Genomic DNA, 16399 nt, shown 5'->3' with positions numbered 1-16399 from the left:
AAATTAACGAGGATTACCTCTTTATAAATCCTACTATTTTAGACAGACAAAACCGCTACGAGGATGTTGATCCCGTAGCGGTTTTGTCATTTATTCACCCTAACTTTTGCCCACAGTTTGGACAGAAATTAGCTCCTTCATTTTTTTGACCGCAGTTTGGACAGAATTTCGGTACTGTTTTCTCACCGCTCGTCGCTTGGGGATTGGAATCATTTGTACTCTCAGCAGTGCTTTGCTGTTTGTTGGTCTCTGATTTTTTTTGGTCATCCATCATTTCTTTCGCGATGTTCATACCCATCATCATGCCCGCCATATCAGATGCTGTATTAGAACCAGAAGATTTGCCCATGGCGTCTGCCACAGAAATCTGTTGGTATTTCGAGACGTCGCCAACCATGCCGTGAGACGCACTTTTGTTGATCATATCTTGAATTTCTTTCGGATAGTTAAAGCTCATTACTTGGAAACGCGTCACTTTCATGCCGTCATCCATTAGCTGCATGTTTAAGTCATCTTGAATACCTTGACCAATTTCATGCGCATTTGCTTGTAAGTTAAACATATCTTTGCCTTCTTTGCTAATCCATCTCATTAAGAGCTGATCTAGTATTGCCGTGATGCGAATTTTCACATCTTCTACTAAATAGCTGCTTCGGACGCCCGCAATCTTGTCGATCAAGCCAATATAATCACTTACCTTGAATTGAAATGTACCATTCGCACGAATGGGCATGCCACCTGGAAGCTGTGGTGATGGGATATTGATTGGATTTTGTGTACCCCATCTAACAGTGAATTCTTTTGTATTTACAAATAATACTTCTACGCGCATACCACTATTAAAGCCAAAACGGAATCCCTTTAACGTAGATAGAAAGGGCACGATTTCTGATTCAATATCGTACTCGCCTTCGTCTTCGAAAATCCCTTCGACTTTTCCGTTATTAATAAAGATAGCATCTTGGCCGGTACGAATAATGAGCTTACTGCCTTTTTTCACTTCATTATTGGTCCACTTCCAAAAGATCATATCTTCTCTAAATTCTTCCCATTCTACTACATCTGAAAATTGATTGCCGAAAAACCCCATTTTGTTCATTCCTTCCCTTGGTTCCATTCACTTTTAAAAATTGCGGCCACCGCCACTAAATGAACGGCCACCGCCAGTACTACCCCCTCCACCGAAACCGCCGCCACCGCTGCTTTTTTTCGGAACTTTACGGCGTGATACGGTTTTATTGCGGAATTGGTCTCGTGTACCAGTTACTCTTGTATGGTCGCTGTCCACATACGTACTAGCTGTTGTCGTAACACGGCCAGCTGAATTGTAAAGCATAAAGCTGACTACGATTCCACCTAGAATTAGCGCAATCCCTAGTTGAAACCATGTTTTAAAAAAGATGTTCTCCGGATTTACACCCGGTCTAAACTCCATATAACGACTTGAAGTCGTTACTGTTTCACGAAAAGCATCAGCATAATCGCCATTTTGCATTTCAGCAATGATTCGATCTAATACTAGGTTAATGCGTTGATCATCCAATGTTGTTTCAGCCGTTCCAAAACCAGCTAAGTAAACATCCCGTGTGGCGATGTTCATTGTTAGCAATACTGCATTTTCCTGATTGTTTTGGACTGCCCATTCATCAAAAAAATCTCCCATGTACGTAACAATATCTGGTGACTGTTCATCTGCGGTAGTTAAAAATAAAAAATCTGCGTTTTGTTTTTGACTATATTCTGTGGCGATAGCTTCCAACTCGGTTATTTCCGATTCGCTTAATAAATTGGCCTCATCATATATATGCTGATCTACTGCAGCAAATGTCGTAACGCCACCTATACCAATAAATAAGAGTACTAAACAAATCATTAGTATCGCTTTCACTTTAAAAGTGCTCACCAAAAAACACCTCCCACAGCAAACGAAATTGCTTTTACAACAGCAAATGTGGAAGCTGCGATTCCAGTAAACCAAGCTGCGACTTTAAACGCACTAATCGGCGGCTTGCCGACCACTTTCCCAGTTTGACCGTTCATCGCAAAAGTATGTTCTTTGTTATCAAAATCGTAATAGACCATCCATACGGGAAACAACGTATAATAAACATTCTTTTTATGAGTGTGAATTTGTTTATTGGTATAGCTAACGGTTGAGTATCCTGAGATAGTGCTACTTATATATGAGTCGATATACGGGACGATTTTCGATTCGATTCGGGAGAACAAAGCCTCATCATCAAAATCGTATTTTTCCGCAAGATAGCCTGCCAAATAAGGCATTTTAAAATCTTTCAACTCTCCATAATTATAAGGTTCCAGTTTATCCATTAACTCATCGTCCATTTTCTCTGATGCATCTGCTGGCACTTTTAAATAACTGAGATCTAGTTCCCGGCGAACATCATAGAAATCGGTCTCTGTGTAAATGGTATCTCCTGTCGTATAGCTACGAACTCTCGTTGCAAGCGCTGCAACTTCCGCTTTTCCTTCAATATCGTATAACCAAAATGGCACATACATGCCTGTCATTTTTTTAATACGATCACCACTTGTAAAACCTCTCGGTGTTAACCTGCCATTTTTCGTCCACTTTTTAAAGGCCGCGACAGCTTCTTCTTTACTAATAGTAAAAGGAATAACTTTTGCAGGAGCTAAGTCTCCTGTCAGTCGATCTGCTAACAATACTGGTGCCCCACAAAAACTACAGTGGGTTGCAGTGGTTTCCGCTTCTGTTAAAATAACCGCTCCGCAGTTTTCACAATGGTATTCTTTCGCTTCATCTGGATCGAACTTACGAATAATATTCGTCTCTGGAAAGGTTTCGATATCATCTTGTCTGCCACAGTTCGGACAGGAAAGATGACCTGATTCACTGTCGTATGCCATATCCGAGCCACAGTTTGGACATTTGTATTGAATGACCATTCTACCCGTCCTCCTTTAGCTCACAAGAACATATTGTCTCTCAATCCTCATTTGTCTTTACCTAATTGCGTTTTTAATGCGGCTAATTCATCATCTACATTGATGCCGGCTTTTAACGATTCCAATTCGTCATCAACAGATGAGTCACTATCGTATTTTGAGGCCAAATCTTTAATGTCCGTTCCCGAGCTTTTATTTAGTTCTGACATGGCATTTGCTTCATCAAGCTCTTGGTTGATTTTTTGCTCCATTTTATCAAAAGCAGAAATTCGCTCGCCCGCCCCGTCGACCGATGAAGCAAAATCGTTCATGCGTTTTTGTGTTTTCGCCACAGCGGCTTTGCCTTTTAGTTCTGAACGGCGGGATTCAAGTTCCCCGATATCCGATTCTAACTTGTCGTGCATTTGGCGCATTTGCTGGGTATTAGCAGCGGCTAGTTCGACAGCTGTCTTTTTGTCTGTTAGTTTTTCTGAAAGTTCGGCTTTGCGCTGTAAAAATTTACGCGCATCGTCTTCGTTACCTGCCTCTAATGCTTTTACAGCATAGCGCTGCATATCATCCATTTCTTTTTCAACTTCACTCAATTCACGTCGTTCTCGTTTTTCAGCTGCCATAATTGCTGCTGTTTCTGATTTCACTTTTCCTAAATCGCTATTCAAATCACGCAAATATTGATCAATCATTTTCTCCGGATCTTCTGCTTTGTCTAAAAGTGCATGAATATTGCTCGTCATAATATCTTTAAATCGTTTTAAAATTTCCATCATCATTCTCCTCTTTGTATGGTTTTTCGGAACTGCCAAGCATTCTTTCTTATTGAAAGACTACCCTTTAGCTGTAAAGATTAAGCATGCGAACAGTTTAATCTGCTCATTATGGTATATGAAAGATGAAAAGTTTTCTCTTATAGTATAACCTTTAAGTAGCCCAAGGAAATAGAAAATTCAGTCAAATCTGATTCTACTTACATTATTCACTGACACTACTTTGCTGTTCCCAAGCTGGCAAGGTATGCGATAAGGCTTTGTCTTCTTTGTAGCCTAAAACATATTCTGCTTGCATAATGGTATGAATTTCACGCGTTCCTTCATAAATAACTGGAGCTTTCGAATTGCGCAAATAACGACTCACTGGATACTCATCAGAATAACCATATGCGCCATGAATTTGGAATGCATCATCTGCCGCTTTGTTAGCAAAGTCACACGCTTGCCATTTTGCAAGTGAGGTTTCTCGTGTATTCCGTTTCCCTTGATTTTTCAGCTCGCCCGCACGATAGACGAGTAGACGACTCATTTGAAAGCCAGCCTCCATGTTGGCAATCATTTGTTGAACAAGTTGATGACGCCCAATTTCTTTGCCGAACGTTTGACGTTGTCGGCAATAGCTAACGCTCGCTTCTAGACATGCCATAATTTGCCCTACTGCTCCTGCCGCAACGGTAAACCGTCCGTTATCCAGAGCTGACATCGCAATTTTAAATCCTTCTCCTTCTTTCCCCAACAAATTCTCTTTTGGTACTTTAACATCTTCAAAAAACAGTTCACCCGTATTTCCTGCGCGAATTCCATGCTTTCCTTTAATCGCTTTAGAAGAAAATCCAGGCCATGTCCGTTCCACAATAAATGCAGAAATCGCGCTATGCTTTTCTGCCTGATCACCCGTATAAGCAAATACAATAAAGTGATCTGCCACATCACATAACGAAATCCACGTTTTCTGTCCGTTTAATAAATAATGATCACCTTTTTTTACAGCGGTCGATTTCATCGCCGCCACATCTGAACCAGCACTGGGTTCGGTCAATCCAAAAGCTCCGACTTTTTCGCCTTTTGCTTGCGGGATTAAGTATTGTTGCTTTTGTTCTTCTGTTCCCCACTGCAAAATGGTCAAGCTATTCAACCCCGTATGAACTGAAACCGCCGTTCGAAATGCCGTATCCCCGCGTTCAAGCTCTTCACAAACAATCGCTAGTGAATTATAATCCATGCCACTGCCGCCATAAGCTTCTGGAATGCAAACGCCCATCAATCCCAGGTCAGCGAGTTTCCCGTAAATAGCAGGGTCTGATTTACCTGCGCGGTCCCACTCCTCGATAAAAGGCATAATTTCTTTATCCACAAATCCGCGTGTTGTATTTCGCAACATTTCTTGTTCTTGAGTGAATGAAAAATCCATGATTAATCGCCCCTTTTTTTATAATTACTGTGTAGAATTCTTCTGGACACTTTATTAAATGGCTTACTGGATTCAGTAGATGTATCGCGGATTTTGATCTTTCTATGTTCCTGGCACCTTTCATACTTTCTCCCTTTATAAGCACCATGCAAAAAAAGCCAGTCCAAAAAGACAACAGCAAAACTGCTTGTCTGGATGAACTGGCTCTTTTATCTACGGACAAAGCTCCTCGAAAGAAGTTTAAGCAGACTAGGCAGCATAGAGAGTTAACGTTTCATCGTATGGAACAACTATCGGCTTGTTCCCATACGCTTCTTAATGTCACTGTAATACAGAAAACAATATTTGTAAATGACTAGTCTGAATAGTTTGTATATAAGTGAACTTTATTCTTTTTTAGGGGAAACATGCTTGGAACGATCTTTCGCCTGTTTCATTTCATCTGTTGCTTCGTCATAATCTGTTGCTTCATTTTCACTGTCAAAAGCTTCTTTTGTTTTCTTCACGGCTTTATCAATTGCTGATTCTGTAGGTGCTGATTGTTGATCCTGCGTTCTGCCTGCTGTTCCTTTTCTCGTCATTCTGATCACTCCACTTCCAAAGATTTACTTGTTGTTTACCCATCGAATTTGAAAATTAATCCTGTTACTTACGCTTTCCCCCCTTGAATGTCTTTTTTGAACGAGCAAGTAAAAGCAGGCAGATACAATTGAATAACGTATTTCTACTTATTGTTCCCCTATCGCGCATAGTAATTGAGCGAGAAACATTTTATTTACATCTTACTAAAAATAATTTTCAGAAAAATATAATAACTATTTGACAAATCACTCACAATGTATTATGGTTATATACATAAGTATATAACCATAATACATTGTCGGTTAAGGAGGTGTTTTTTAGTGAGTAATACGTTTGATTCAAACAAGCCAATTTTTTTGCAAATTCGTGAGTTGATTGAAGATCAAATTGTCAACGACCAACTAAAAGAGGGCGATCAAGCCCCATCGACCAACCAACTTGTCAACTTTTATAAAATTAACCATGCAACTGTTTCAAAAGGAATCAATCAATTGGTAGAGGAAGGGATTTTATTTAAGAAAAGAGGCATTGGCATGTTTGTCGCAGAAGGTGCTAAACAAACTTTGATGGGCCAACGAAAAGAGGCATTTGTCGATAATTACGTCAAAGGTCTCGTTCAAGAAGCAAACAAGCTTGGCATCACACAAGCTGAAATTATCGAACTAATAAAAAACACGAAAGGACGTGAAGTTTGATGGCTGTCGAGGCTAAATTGAGCAATGTCACGTTAAAATTCGGTAAATTGGAAGCGTTAAAAGATATTTCTTTAACATTTGAGTCGGATAAGATTTATGGTCTTATTGGACGCAATGGCGCTGGCAAAACTGTCCTCCTTTCTTTACTAGCAGCATTTCGTGAGCCAACAGCAGGCCAAGTAGAAATTGACGGCGAACCTATCTTTGAAAATCCCAACAAAATGCAGCAAGTTTCTTTTATTTACACCAAAAACTACGAAGAAGAATACGAAAATATTCCGATGATGTTAAAGTTTTCAGAGCGCTATCGACCAAATTTCGATAAAGATTATGCCTACCGTTTACTAGAGCGTTTTAAGCTACCATTAGATAAACCGATTAACAAACTGTCTAAAGGTATGCAAGCAGCATTAAATGTCGTCATTGGACTTGCTAGTCGTACACCACTTACTATTTTTGATGAAGTTTATCTTGGTATGGATGCGCCGACACGCGTTATTTTTTACGAAGAACTTTTAGCAGACCAAGCTGAACACCCCCGTACCTTTATTCTCTCGACACACTTAGTCTCAGAAATGGATTATCTTTTCGACCATGTTGTCATAATTCATGAAGGGCGCATACTGCTAGATAATGATTACCAAAGTATTTCTACTCAAGGCGTTTCGATTACAGGCGCTGCGGATCGAGTTGATGCTTTTGTTTCTGGTATGGAGATTTTAAATGAGCAAAAGCTCGGCGGTACTAAATCGGTCATGACTTATGGCGTCTTGAGCGAACAAAATCGACTTTCCGCACAAGATCAAGGTTTAGAAGTTGGCCCCGTATCGTTGCAAGATCTGTTTATTCATTTAACAGAGGAGGCGCATTAATATGAAGCCAGTTAAACTTTATCCCAAAGTCGCAGTTGACCTTTTTACTGAACAGTTGAAATGGAGCTTGTGGTTTTTCTCTTTTGTTACTATTGCCCATATCATTGGGTTGGTAATTGTTTCGATAAATGATGCACGCATTCAAGAGTTTTTCGTCTTCTCCAGCTATTCTGTCGCTATATTCCTATTAGTCTGTGGGATTATTTCAGCCTATGGATTTATGGGACAGTTTGTTCAACAAGGCATTACACGCAAAGACCTTTATATCGGGACCGTCTTGGCAGTCTTTGCGTTAGCATTAGCGGTCACCCTCATTCCCCTTGTGATTACGGGTATTGAATACTTGATTTCGAGTGTTTCTCCATTGCCTATCAATCGAGACACCGATACCGTATTCGATTTATCCTCTGGATGGTTGCTAGCCACCTCGACGTTTTTTTTAAACGTTACCACATATTACTTGGTCGGTTGGTTGATTGGGGTGGGTTATTACCGTTTTAGTTGGATCATCGGATTCGGCTTTATCGCCATTGCAATTGCTGCATTAAGTCTAAATAGCTTTTTCTGGGTAAACAACTCTGTCGTACCATGGATTCCCTATAACTCTGTCGGCGCTAGCATTGCACTATCGATCGGCGGCTCGTTAGTGTTGATTGCTGTATTGCTCCTGTTCATACGGATGCTAACGAGACGAATCGTCATAAAACTGTAAGTCAATCTTGGCTTTTCCATGGTCTAATTGGACTTGGAAAAGCCTTTTTTCTTCTCTTTCTACTTTTTTCCCGACTGGCTTTCACAATATAAATCTATAAACGATGAGTTCTCTTACTTCTATATCAAGTTTCATACGAAAATTCTATCGAACAAGACGCTGCTTTTAATGATATTAATGTAGTGGTTTTATTCGTAGAAGAACAAATGATAGAATTTGACGTTGCTAAGTAAAGACACTGGTAACTTGATCTTCCTATTTCATGATTTCAGTTTGCTAATTGTTCATAAAATTAATGCAATGGTACATGATATGATTATAAGTAGTGGTGTTATCAATTTTTCACCTACTCGGATTTTAACTAAAAGTGGAGGTATTGCTATGGAAAAAAAGTGGAGTCTTCGTTTAATCCAGTTTTCAGCAGTTTTTGGATTGTTTGGTACGTTTCTAGGATCTAAAATGGCCGGGGAAATGGATTATGGATTGCGTCCAGTTCATGCACATATTTTGCTCGTTGGCTGGCTGTCGGTATTTGCTTGGGGTATTTTCTACCGCGTTTATACCATTCGTTTCAAAAAGTTAGTCGCTATACATAGTGTGCTCGCGATGGTCGGTGCTTTAGCATTAACTAGCGGCATGTGGATCTATAACTTAAATCCATTCAATTGGAACGAGACTTTTGTTACTGTCTTTTTCATCGTCGGCGGTAGTTTACTGTTGCTTGCGTTCTTACTATTTTTGATCATTACGTTCTTAACTGAAAAAGAGTAGACATAAAACGGAATCCTTGAAGGGGCTCCATTTTTCATTTAACCTTCTCCGATATCGCCTGTCTCGACTGTCACTTTTAACTCAATAATAATATTGCGTTCCAAATTTATTTGCAAAAACCCCAACAACGGTCCACAATAAAAGCAAATTCTTCTCATCCTTCAAAAAAAGTAGGAGGTCGACGAAATGCCAGAGAAAAAAACCTTATCCACACTGCAACACGATGAATTGTTAGCTAGTTTGAAAGACCGTTTCAACCAAAACATGAACCGGCACGAATCACTCGAGTGGGAACCGATTCAAGAAAAACTAGAAGCGCACCCGGACAAATTATGGTCACTTTTTGAAATGGAACGGACAGGCGGAGAACCTGATGTTGTGGAGTTTGACCAAACAAACGATGAATACCTTTTTTATGATTGTTCCGCAGAAAGCCCCAGTGGCCGGAGAAGCGTTTGTTACGACCAGAAAGCACTCGATGCCCGAAAGAAAAACAAGCCTGACAATAATGCGGTAACTATGGCTTCAAATATGGGCATTGAACTCTTAAGCGAAGAGCAATACCGTGCGTTGCAAAAGTTTGGCACTTTTGATTCCAAAACATCTAGTTGGGTGTTAACACCGGCAGAAGTGAGAGATCGCGGCGGTGCTTTGTTCTGTGACTTCCGCTATGGCCAAGTCTTCTTATATCATAATGGAGCCGATTCGTATTACGGGGCCAGAGGATTTAGAGGATTGTTGCGAGTTTAACTATAAAAAGCATCCCACTAAGCGAAAAAATCGCTTGTTGAGATGCTTTTATTTGTATCTTATTCAGTTTCTTCTAATGAAGTGCTTTGGTAGCTATAGTCGGACGGGTCAATCGGTGTGAACCCGACTGGTGTATAAAACCTTAACAAATCACCATTGACCAATTGGTCTGACAGTTCTAATTCGAAGTTAGATTGCTTTTGCAACTGCTCAGCTTGCTCAAGCTGTTCGTCTTCAATTGGCAAACCAGTTTCTGGATTGTAATAATTTTCACCAATTGAATAAATATCTGGACTTACGTAATCACCATTTCTGAAAGTCACCAATTCCTCGTGATCTTCAGACAATAAGTCTGCGCCAAATTGAACGTAATTTTCTGTTTCAACGCCAAGCAAATGCAGGACTGTCGGTAACAGGTCGATTTGACCACCATAAGTATGGTCAATTCCGCCCTTCATGCCTGGTACATGGATGAACAATGGCACTCGTTGAAGGTTCGCATTTTCAACAGGTGTGATTTCTTTTGAAAGAATTTGTTCCATCGCTTGATTGTGGTTATCGGAAATTCCGTAATGGTCCCCGTACATTACAATCATCGTGTTATCAGTTAAACCCGACTCTTCTAGTTGCGTGAAGAACTGCTCAATAGCTTCATCTGCATAGCGAGCTGTTTGGAAATAATCATCCACGCTTGAATCACCCGTTGTCGCTTTTCCAATCGTGGTTAACTCTTCGTCCATGTGATATGGAAAATGATGCGAAACCGTTAATAGCTTCGTATAGAAAGGTTCAGGCAGTGATTCCATCATGACACCTGACTGTTCAAAGAACGGCTTATCCATAACGCCATATTCTGCCATGTCTTCTTCTGTCAAATTGGTATACGATTCAATATCGAAGAAATAATCATAGCCAAACGATTTATAAACTTCATTTCGGTTCCAAAACGTTCCGTTGTTGCCATGGAATACAGCTGATGTATAGCCTTTATCTTTTAAGATAGCCGGAGCAGCCTGGTAAGTATTACGGCCTTTCGTAATAAATGCTGAGCCTTTTGGCAATCCGAACAAAGAATTTTCAAGCATAAACTCTGCGTCTGAAGTTTTACCTTGAGCCGTCTGATGGAAGAAATTATCGAAATACAACGTGTTTTGATCACCAATTAGTGAATTCAAAAATGGCGTTACTTCTTCTCCGTCCAACTCATAGTTTAGTAAGAACTCTTGGAACGATTCCAAATGCAAATAAACAACATTCATACCTTCTGCCTCTCCAAAATAGTCCTCATTTGGCTTAGCATAATTGGATTTTGTGTAGTTCAATACTTCTGTTTTATCATCGCTATCGGCCAATACTCGTTGAGAAGAGGCTTTCACGGTTTCTACCGTGTCATATAGAGCGTAATTGTACATACCCAAATATTTCACAATGTAGTTTCGGTCAAAGCCGCGCGTTAACAGTTGCGGACGGTCTTTTTCCGCTAATGCTAAGTTAAAGAACGAAATGGCTAATGCAACGGTAATGACCGGTAAAATAGCTCTTGTTTTAAAGTTACCCGACTCTTTTTTAAGTTTTTGCGAAAATACAAGAACACTTAAAATAATGACATCGACAAAGAATAAAGCATCTGTCGGTTGGATTAAAGTCACTACGCTGCCGCCTAAATCACCAAAATTTTGTGTTTGAAACAGGGTCGGCAATGTTATGAAGTCACTGAAAAATCGGTAATACACAACGTTCGCATATAACATGACCGACATTAATGTATAAATTAACAGGAGTGACCAGTATTTTCGTGCTCCCTTAAAGAAGAACGATAAACTTAATAGTAATAAAGCAGATCCGAGCGGATTGATGAACAGCAACATTTCTTGGAGCGTGCCATCAACATCCAGTTTAAATTGAGTTTTTTGTGATACGTACGTTTTTATCCATAGCATAACAACTGCTAAAGCAAAAAATGGTACGTACTTATTCATGGTTTTTTTATTGTCAGTTTTAATCATTTTCATATTGCACCTTCTCATAGTTGGTCTTCACAAGGACTTTGGGACATTGAAGTAAACTTTTGAACCCAATAGCGTACGTAAATTTATTGTAAAAATTATGACAAGCTCTATTCTACTCTAATACACTAGAAAATGACAGTTTGGCGTTTTTTCAGAATATTCTATTTAATATTATAAAATGATGTTTTTCAATGTCGATACTCTGCAAAACTATATACTAATTGAAAAATAAAAAATCACCTTACTCGAAAGCAAGGCAATAGATGCAGAGTTTTTTTTCGTTGTTATAAATAAGTATACGGCGCTCTAATGGTTCTTACTATCCCATGGTCTTACCAGCTCTTCAATTTCTGACTTCGACCTTTGGATTAGTTCACTCACTTGGCGAATACGATTGTTGACTTCTCCTTTTTCTACTTGAAAACAAGAGCGACTTGGAGGTGGATCATTTAATAAAAATACATCTATTTGTCCTTTTGCATAAAAATCTCGAGCGATTGAAACCGGAACAATCGCCCACATTTCTTCCTCTAAAAAATCTCCTAGCATTTTTGCTGTATCAATCTGTATAAAAGTATTATTCGTTGGACCCCAATGCTTTTCATGCCAAACCTGGTAATCCATTCCCCAGTTGATATAGAGCTGATGCTTTGGGTTCAACAAACTATTATCCATTTCGAATTCAAATAACCCTTCTTTCTTTTTCTTAATCATCACCATCTGTTCTTCGAAGAGCTTTTGTACTTTGACGTTTTTTAAGATGCGATCCTGTAGTGAAAATCCAATGTCGATATTGTTTTGATCAATCAAATAATAGATCTCATTAGACTGGTATGTGTGGATGGCCAATCGCAGCCCTGAGATTTCATGGAATATTTTTGAATATATATTCTTCAAAATATAGTTATGAACACTATCTACCGCTCCAATACTAATCGTAACTTCACCAGAAGTAGCTTTCAAATTTTTCGTTTCCGAATACAATGCTTCAAATTTTAAGGCAATTTGATAAAAGCGTTCTCCTTCGTTCGTTAGAGTGACACTCTTCACTCCTTTTTCTCGATTTAAGAGAACTACATCATATTCTTTTTCAATAGAGTAAAGCCGTTGGCTGATTGTTGATTGTGATACGTATAGTTGTTCCGCAGCTTTTGATAAACTGCCTAACCTAATGATGCTGAGAAAAGATTCTATTTGGCCATAATTCAAAATTCCCACCCCTATATATATATCTATTTTACTTATATTTAATAGCTATAAATTTAATTTTACACTATATGATTAAGTTCTTATACTGTGGTTAGTAAGTTTTTTCTAAATATTCTTACAAAGGGGGAAGCGAAATGAAATGGTGGTTTAATTTGCCGTTATACACGCAAATCGCAATTGGGGGGTTAATTGGTATTGTAGTCGGTTTTATACTCGGGGAAAACGCAAAATATCTCGAACCAGTTGGAAGCTTATTTATTAACCTACTTAAAATGTTAATCATTCCTTTAGTTGTTACGTCCGTTCTTGCAGGTGTTTTAAAGATGAAAGATGCAAAGTCAGTAGGAAGAATTGGGGGAGGATTCCTACTGTATTTAATCACTACTAGTTTCATAGCCACATCTTTTGGTGTCGGTATTGCACTAATCGTTCAGCCTGGTAAAGGACTAGAGTCACTATTAGATCATGGAGAAACTGTGGAAGCTGCAGAATTTAGCTTTGTAGAACATTTTCTGACATGGATACCGACGAACATCTTTCAATCACTTGCGAATATGGAAATGTTACCAATTATCCTTTTCACAGTCTTTATCGGTGTAGTAATGCTTACATTAGGAGAAAAAAATACACTCACAGTCACTAATTTTGTAAACGAAAGTGCTAATATCATGCTCAAAATGACTAACTTTATAATATTGCTTGCTCCTTATGGCATCCTGGCGCTATTAGCTAATCTCGTTGGGACGTTTGGATCTGACATGCTAGCGGCTGTCGTCAAATTTGTTGTCGCTGATTATATTGCACTCGTCCTGGTCCTACTTATTGCTTATCCAATTATTTTAAAAGTAACTACTGGATTAAATCCAGTAAGATTTTACCGAAATATTTATCCATCAATGCTTTTCGCATTTACCACTTCCACTAGTACTGCAACTATTCCTGTTTCATTACAGGTAACTAAAAATAATTTAGGTATCAGTCAAAAGACATCCGGTTTTACTATTCCTTTTGGAGCAACTGCAAATATGGATGGTTTTGCGGTTGCTATTGGTGTCATATCCGTTTTTGCTGCAAACCTTTATAACATTCCGATTACCTTTAGTATGATTCTTCAATTTGTATTACTAGGTTTGGTTTTATCCATCGGTGCAGCTGGAGTTCGCGGCGCTGGAATCGTGATGTCTATTGTCTTGCTCGAGGCGCTAGGTATGCCTTTACTAATCATTCCGATTTTAGCAGCAATTTGGCCGGTCATTGATATGGGGCATACCACACTTAATATTGCTGGTGACTTAACTGGTACAACAGTTATTGCTAAGAAAAATAATGATTTAAATGAAGCAATTTTCAACTCTTCAAATAATCCTAAGGTAGATACATCGAGTGAGGAAGCATTTTAATAGATTCTTGAAAGGTTGTGTATCAAATGTCAGAACGCTATACAGATTTTTTTCCGGAAGACTTACAAACTCAGTTAAATAATAGTTTCTATTTTTTGAAACAGGATGTGTACGGAATTGACCGGATTTTCTTTGAAAATGCGGGGGGTTCACTACGCTTAAAAGCAGCTGTCGAAGCTCAAGCTAAATATTCTGCTATTCCTGATTGTCCAGAACGCAATCATAACGTAGCACTGGATATCCGCAACGTTATTGCTAAAGGAACCGAAGATATTAGTTTGTTCTTAAACGCAAAAGACGGCGCAATTGCTTCAGCGTTAACGGCATCAAAGTTAATGTTTGAAATCATTTCAGCAGTCGCATCGAATCCGAACGGAAATATTGTTACTACCGCAATCGAGCATCCTTCTTCCTATGACGCATGCCAATTTGCATCGGAACAATTCCAACATGAATTGCGAGTAGCCAAAGCGGATTCGGCCTCTGGGAGTATTCCGCTTTCAAACATCGTCGATTTAGTAGATGAACAAACTGTTCTTGTATCCGTAATCTTAACTTCCAATATTACTGGTGCTATGCACGATATCAAGACATATGCCAAAGCAATAAAAGAGAAAAACCCTAACACTTATATTATTGTAGATGGCGTTCAAGGAGCACCCCACGGTGTTATTGATGCCAGTGATTGGAAAATTGATGCCTTAACAATTGCTCCGTATAAAATGTTTGGTAATCGTGGAATTGGTTACGCTTATCTTTCAGAGCGTATCGCTTCTCTGCCTCACCATCGTTTGCAAGCTACAAATCCTGATAACTGGAATGTCGGCAGCCCCACTCCCGCACATTTTGCTAGTTTCACGGCAATCATAGACTATATCTGTCATATTGGTAGCTACTATAACCATTCATCAGATAGAAGAACTTTAATCGTTGAGGGCATGAATCGCATTCACCACCAAGAGCAAGCCATCCTTCACGAACTTATCAACGGTACTTCGGATACACCGGGGATCAAAGATTTAGAAGGTGTAACCATCCATTTCGAAAAAGCTAACGGTATTAATCAAGATTTGATTTTAGCACTCACTTTCGAAAATTTGAGTTGTTCCGAAGTTGTAAAAGAATACGGTAAACATAACATTCTTGTTTATGCTAGAGAATCCGCAAGTCATTATTCTAAAAGGATTTTGGATGCTGTCGGACTCGATGCAATTGTTCGAGTTTCCCCCATCCATTGTCATTCAAAAGAAGATATAAAAGCATTTTTGAAAGTCACGCACCAAATTTCTTCTCACTTAAATATTAACGTATAACATAATGAGCAAACGCAAATTTAGAATTGCGTTTGCTCATTATTTTCAGCTTTTAGTATTAAACACTAATCCGAAAGAGAAAGAGACTCTGTTCCAATCTAGTAAAAAGAAAACTATACGGGGGTAGACAAAGAGATTGGAGCAATTTACTTCCAACAAAAAAACTGTAGACCAATTCAAGCAAATCGAATTTGTCTACAGTTTAATTATTCTGCTGCTTCTGCTATTTATACACTTTGCTCTTCCATCGCTTTACGCCACTTCACAACTTCGCGCGCTTCGATTTGTTTTTCTACTATTTCGTCCCAGCTGCTCGTCAATAAATTCCAAACACGCGAGAAAAAGATGTCTTGCTTGTCGTCATATAACTGAAACTCAACACACGAAATGTATTTTGTCTTTTGTTCTATACAGCTTGTTATGCCGGTAATAATAGTTTGAAAGTTTTCTTCTCCGGTATTGACACCTTCTTTAAATAACAGCTGTTCGATTCGATCTTTGTTTAAACTGCCCTTTATGGGATAACGATAAATTCCGAGCGCTTCGTCTGCTTCTTCCGAAGAATCTTCTCGTGCTAAACGGTACTCATCATGAATTGCGCTATACGAAATTACCGTTTGTCCGCCTTCCATTTCTTCATCGAAAATCCCTTTTTCCAAATAGTCATGCCCTTTTGGCGTCAGTTTATAACCTGTCTTTTCCAATCTAATCAAGCCGATGCGCTGCATTTTATAGATTAAATCGCTAATAAACAACTCTTCTACAAACAGCATTTCCGATAAATTAGCGGCTCGTCGAATATCAGCTTCTTGAAAAGCGAGTAGTAACATTTTCATCAAAATGTCCATTTTCAACCGTTTAACCTGATCAAACCCAACATCATATAAAACAATCGGCAGCTTCCAAAGCTGCTCGTTGACGATGGAGACATCCGGATTGCTTGTTATCGTCGCACGTAATTCCATTCGTAAATTGTCCAC

General features: G+C 39.0%; 16 protein-coding genes. 7 read left to right on the top strand and 9 right to left on the bottom strand.

All coding sequences use genetic code 11. From position 1 onward, the window contains the following. Nucleotides 1–94: 94 nt before the first annotated feature. From BCM40_RS03745 to BCM40_RS03720, 6 genes are all read right to left on the bottom strand, one after another. Complete coding sequence (locus BCM40_RS03745) at nt 95–1090, bottom strand: SPFH domain-containing protein (protein ID WP_065527086.1); 996 nt, start codon at nt 1088–1090, stop codon at nt 95–97. A gap of 33 nt (nt 1091–1123) precedes the next feature. Next, the gene (locus tag BCM40_RS03740) at nt 1124–1903 is read right to left on the bottom strand and encodes a TPM domain-containing protein (protein ID WP_083394469.1); all 780 of its coding nucleotides are present in this window, start codon (nt 1901–1903) and stop codon (nt 1124–1126) included. Then, complete coding sequence (locus tag BCM40_RS03735) at nt 1900–2928, bottom strand: TFIIB-type zinc ribbon-containing protein (protein ID WP_065527087.1); 1029 nt, start codon at nt 2926–2928, stop codon at nt 1900–1902. The genes BCM40_RS03740 and BCM40_RS03735 overlap by 4 nt, the downstream gene beginning before the upstream one ends. A 47-nt stretch (nt 2929–2975) precedes the next feature. After that, nucleotides 2976–3692, bottom strand: coding sequence for a PspA/IM30 family protein (locus tag BCM40_RS03730; RefSeq protein WP_065527088.1), 717 nt, complete (start codon nt 3690–3692; stop codon nt 2976–2978). 205 nt (nt 3693–3897) lie between these two features. Next, complete coding sequence (locus BCM40_RS03725) at nt 3898–5106, bottom strand: acyl-CoA dehydrogenase family protein (RefSeq protein ID WP_065527089.1); 1209 nt, start codon at nt 5104–5106, stop codon at nt 3898–3900. Nucleotides 5107–5492: 386 nt separating this feature from the next. Continuing rightward, a complete protein-coding gene (locus BCM40_RS03720) occupies nt 5493–5687 on the bottom strand; it encodes a hypothetical protein (RefSeq protein ID WP_065527091.1) in 195 nt (64 codons plus the stop codon). A 321-nt stretch (nt 5688–6008) separates the two neighbouring features. On the opposite strand from BCM40_RS03720, the gene BCM40_RS03715 reads away from it, so the two are divergent. The 5 genes from BCM40_RS03715 (at nt 6009) to BCM40_RS03695 (ending at nt 9488) form a co-directional block, all read left to right on the top strand. Further along, the gene (locus tag BCM40_RS03715) at nt 6009–6383 is read left to right on the top strand and encodes a GntR family transcriptional regulator (RefSeq protein ID WP_065527092.1); all 375 of its coding nucleotides are present in this window, start codon (nt 6009–6011) and stop codon (nt 6381–6383) included. Next, entirely contained in the window at nt 6383–7255 is an 873-nt protein-coding gene (locus tag BCM40_RS03710; RefSeq protein WP_065527093.1) for an ATP-binding cassette domain-containing protein, read from the top strand. The genes BCM40_RS03715 and BCM40_RS03710 overlap by 1 nt, the downstream gene beginning before the upstream one ends. A 1-nt stretch (nt 7256) precedes the next feature. Further along, nucleotides 7257–7967: a hypothetical protein gene (locus tag BCM40_RS03705; RefSeq protein WP_065527094.1), complete on the top strand. Its 711-nt coding sequence runs from the start codon at nt 7257–7259 to the stop codon at nt 7965–7967. A 381-nt stretch (nt 7968–8348) separates the two neighbouring features. Then, nucleotides 8349–8738 carry a hypothetical protein gene (locus tag BCM40_RS03700; protein ID WP_065527095.1) on the top strand — a complete coding sequence of 130 codons (390 nt, stop codon included), beginning with the start codon at nt 8349–8351 and terminating at the stop codon, nt 8736–8738. Nucleotides 8739–8924: 186 nt separating this feature from the next. Next, complete coding sequence (locus BCM40_RS03695) at nt 8925–9488, top strand: DUF4256 domain-containing protein (RefSeq protein ID WP_065527096.1); 564 nt, start codon at nt 8925–8927, stop codon at nt 9486–9488. A 59-nt stretch (nt 9489–9547) separates the two neighbouring features. On the opposite strand, the gene ltaS is transcribed toward BCM40_RS03695, so the two are convergent. Next, nucleotides 9548–11500 (bottom strand): lipoteichoic acid synthase, encoded by a 1953-nt coding sequence (gene ltaS, locus BCM40_RS03690; protein ID WP_065527097.1) that lies wholly within the window; start codon nt 11498–11500, stop codon nt 9548–9550. A gap of 303 nt (nt 11501–11803) precedes the next feature. Beyond that, nucleotides 11804–12706: a LysR family transcriptional regulator gene (locus BCM40_RS03685; RefSeq protein WP_065527098.1), complete on the bottom strand. Its 903-nt coding sequence runs from the start codon at nt 12704–12706 to the stop codon at nt 11804–11806. 134 nt (nt 12707–12840) lie between these two features. On the opposite strand from BCM40_RS03685, the gene BCM40_RS03680 reads away from it, so the two are divergent. Both BCM40_RS03680 and BCM40_RS03675 read left to right on the top strand, forming a co-directional pair. Next, nucleotides 12841–14106 carry a dicarboxylate/amino acid:cation symporter gene (locus BCM40_RS03680; protein ID WP_065527099.1) on the top strand — a complete coding sequence of 422 codons (1266 nt, stop codon included), beginning with the start codon at nt 12841–12843 and terminating at the stop codon, nt 14104–14106. 26 nt (nt 14107–14132) lie between these two features. Further along, nucleotides 14133–15419 carry an aminotransferase class V-fold PLP-dependent enzyme gene (locus BCM40_RS03675; protein ID WP_065527100.1) on the top strand — a complete coding sequence of 429 codons (1287 nt, stop codon included), beginning with the start codon at nt 14133–14135 and terminating at the stop codon, nt 15417–15419. Nucleotides 15420–15646: 227 nt separating this feature from the next. Here the strand turns inward: BCM40_RS03675 and BCM40_RS03670 are convergent, their stop codons facing one another. Beyond that, nucleotides 15647–16399, bottom strand: a complete 753-nt coding sequence (locus BCM40_RS03670) for a hypothetical protein (protein ID WP_065527101.1) — start codon at nt 16397–16399, stop codon at nt 15647–15649.

Origin of the sequence: Planococcus donghaensis (assembly GCF_001687665.2) — a bacterium.
Classification (GTDB): Bacteria; Bacillota; Bacilli; order Bacillales_A; family Planococcaceae; genus Planococcus; species Planococcus donghaensis.
This window is presented reverse-complemented; position numbering and strand designations above follow the sequence as displayed.

Bases quoted from the DNA above. Each gene is read 5' to 3' on its own strand.
- BCM40_RS03675 (WP_065527100.1), top strand. From the start codon at position 14,133: ATGTCAGAACGCTATACAGATTTTTTTCCGGAAGACTTACAAACTCAG.
- BCM40_RS03700 (WP_065527095.1), top strand. From the start codon at position 8,349: ATGGAAAAAAAGTGGAGTCTTCGTTTAATCCAGTTTTCAGCAGTTTTT.
- BCM40_RS03705 (WP_065527094.1), top strand. From the start codon at position 7,257: ATGAAGCCAGTTAAACTTTATCCCAAAGTCGCAGTTGACCTTTTTACT.
- BCM40_RS03720 (WP_065527091.1), bottom strand. From the start codon at position 5,687: ATGACGAGAAAAGGAACAGCAGGCAGAACGCAGGATCAACAATCAGCA.
- ltaS (WP_065527097.1), bottom strand. From the start codon at position 11,500: ATGAAAATGATTAAAACTGACAATAAAAAAACCATGAATAAGTACGTA.
- BCM40_RS03735 (WP_065527087.1), bottom strand. From the start codon at position 2,928: ATGGTCATTCAATACAAATGTCCAAACTGTGGCTCGGATATGGCATAC.
- BCM40_RS03710 (WP_065527093.1), top strand. From the start codon at position 6,383: ATGGCTGTCGAGGCTAAATTGAGCAATGTCACGTTAAAATTCGGTAAA.
- BCM40_RS03725 (WP_065527089.1), bottom strand. From the start codon at position 5,106: ATGGATTTTTCATTCACTCAAGAACAAGAAATGTTGCGAAATACAACA.
- BCM40_RS03730 (WP_065527088.1), bottom strand. From the start codon at position 3,692: ATGGAAATTTTAAAACGATTTAAAGATATTATGACGAGCAATATTCAT.
- BCM40_RS03745 (WP_065527086.1), bottom strand. From the start codon at position 1,090: ATGGGGTTTTTCGGCAATCAATTTTCAGATGTAGTAGAATGGGAAGAA.
- BCM40_RS03680 (WP_065527099.1), top strand. From the start codon at position 12,841: ATGAAATGGTGGTTTAATTTGCCGTTATACACGCAAATCGCAATTGGG.
- BCM40_RS03695 (WP_065527096.1), top strand. From the start codon at position 8,925: ATGCCAGAGAAAAAAACCTTATCCACACTGCAACACGATGAATTGTTA.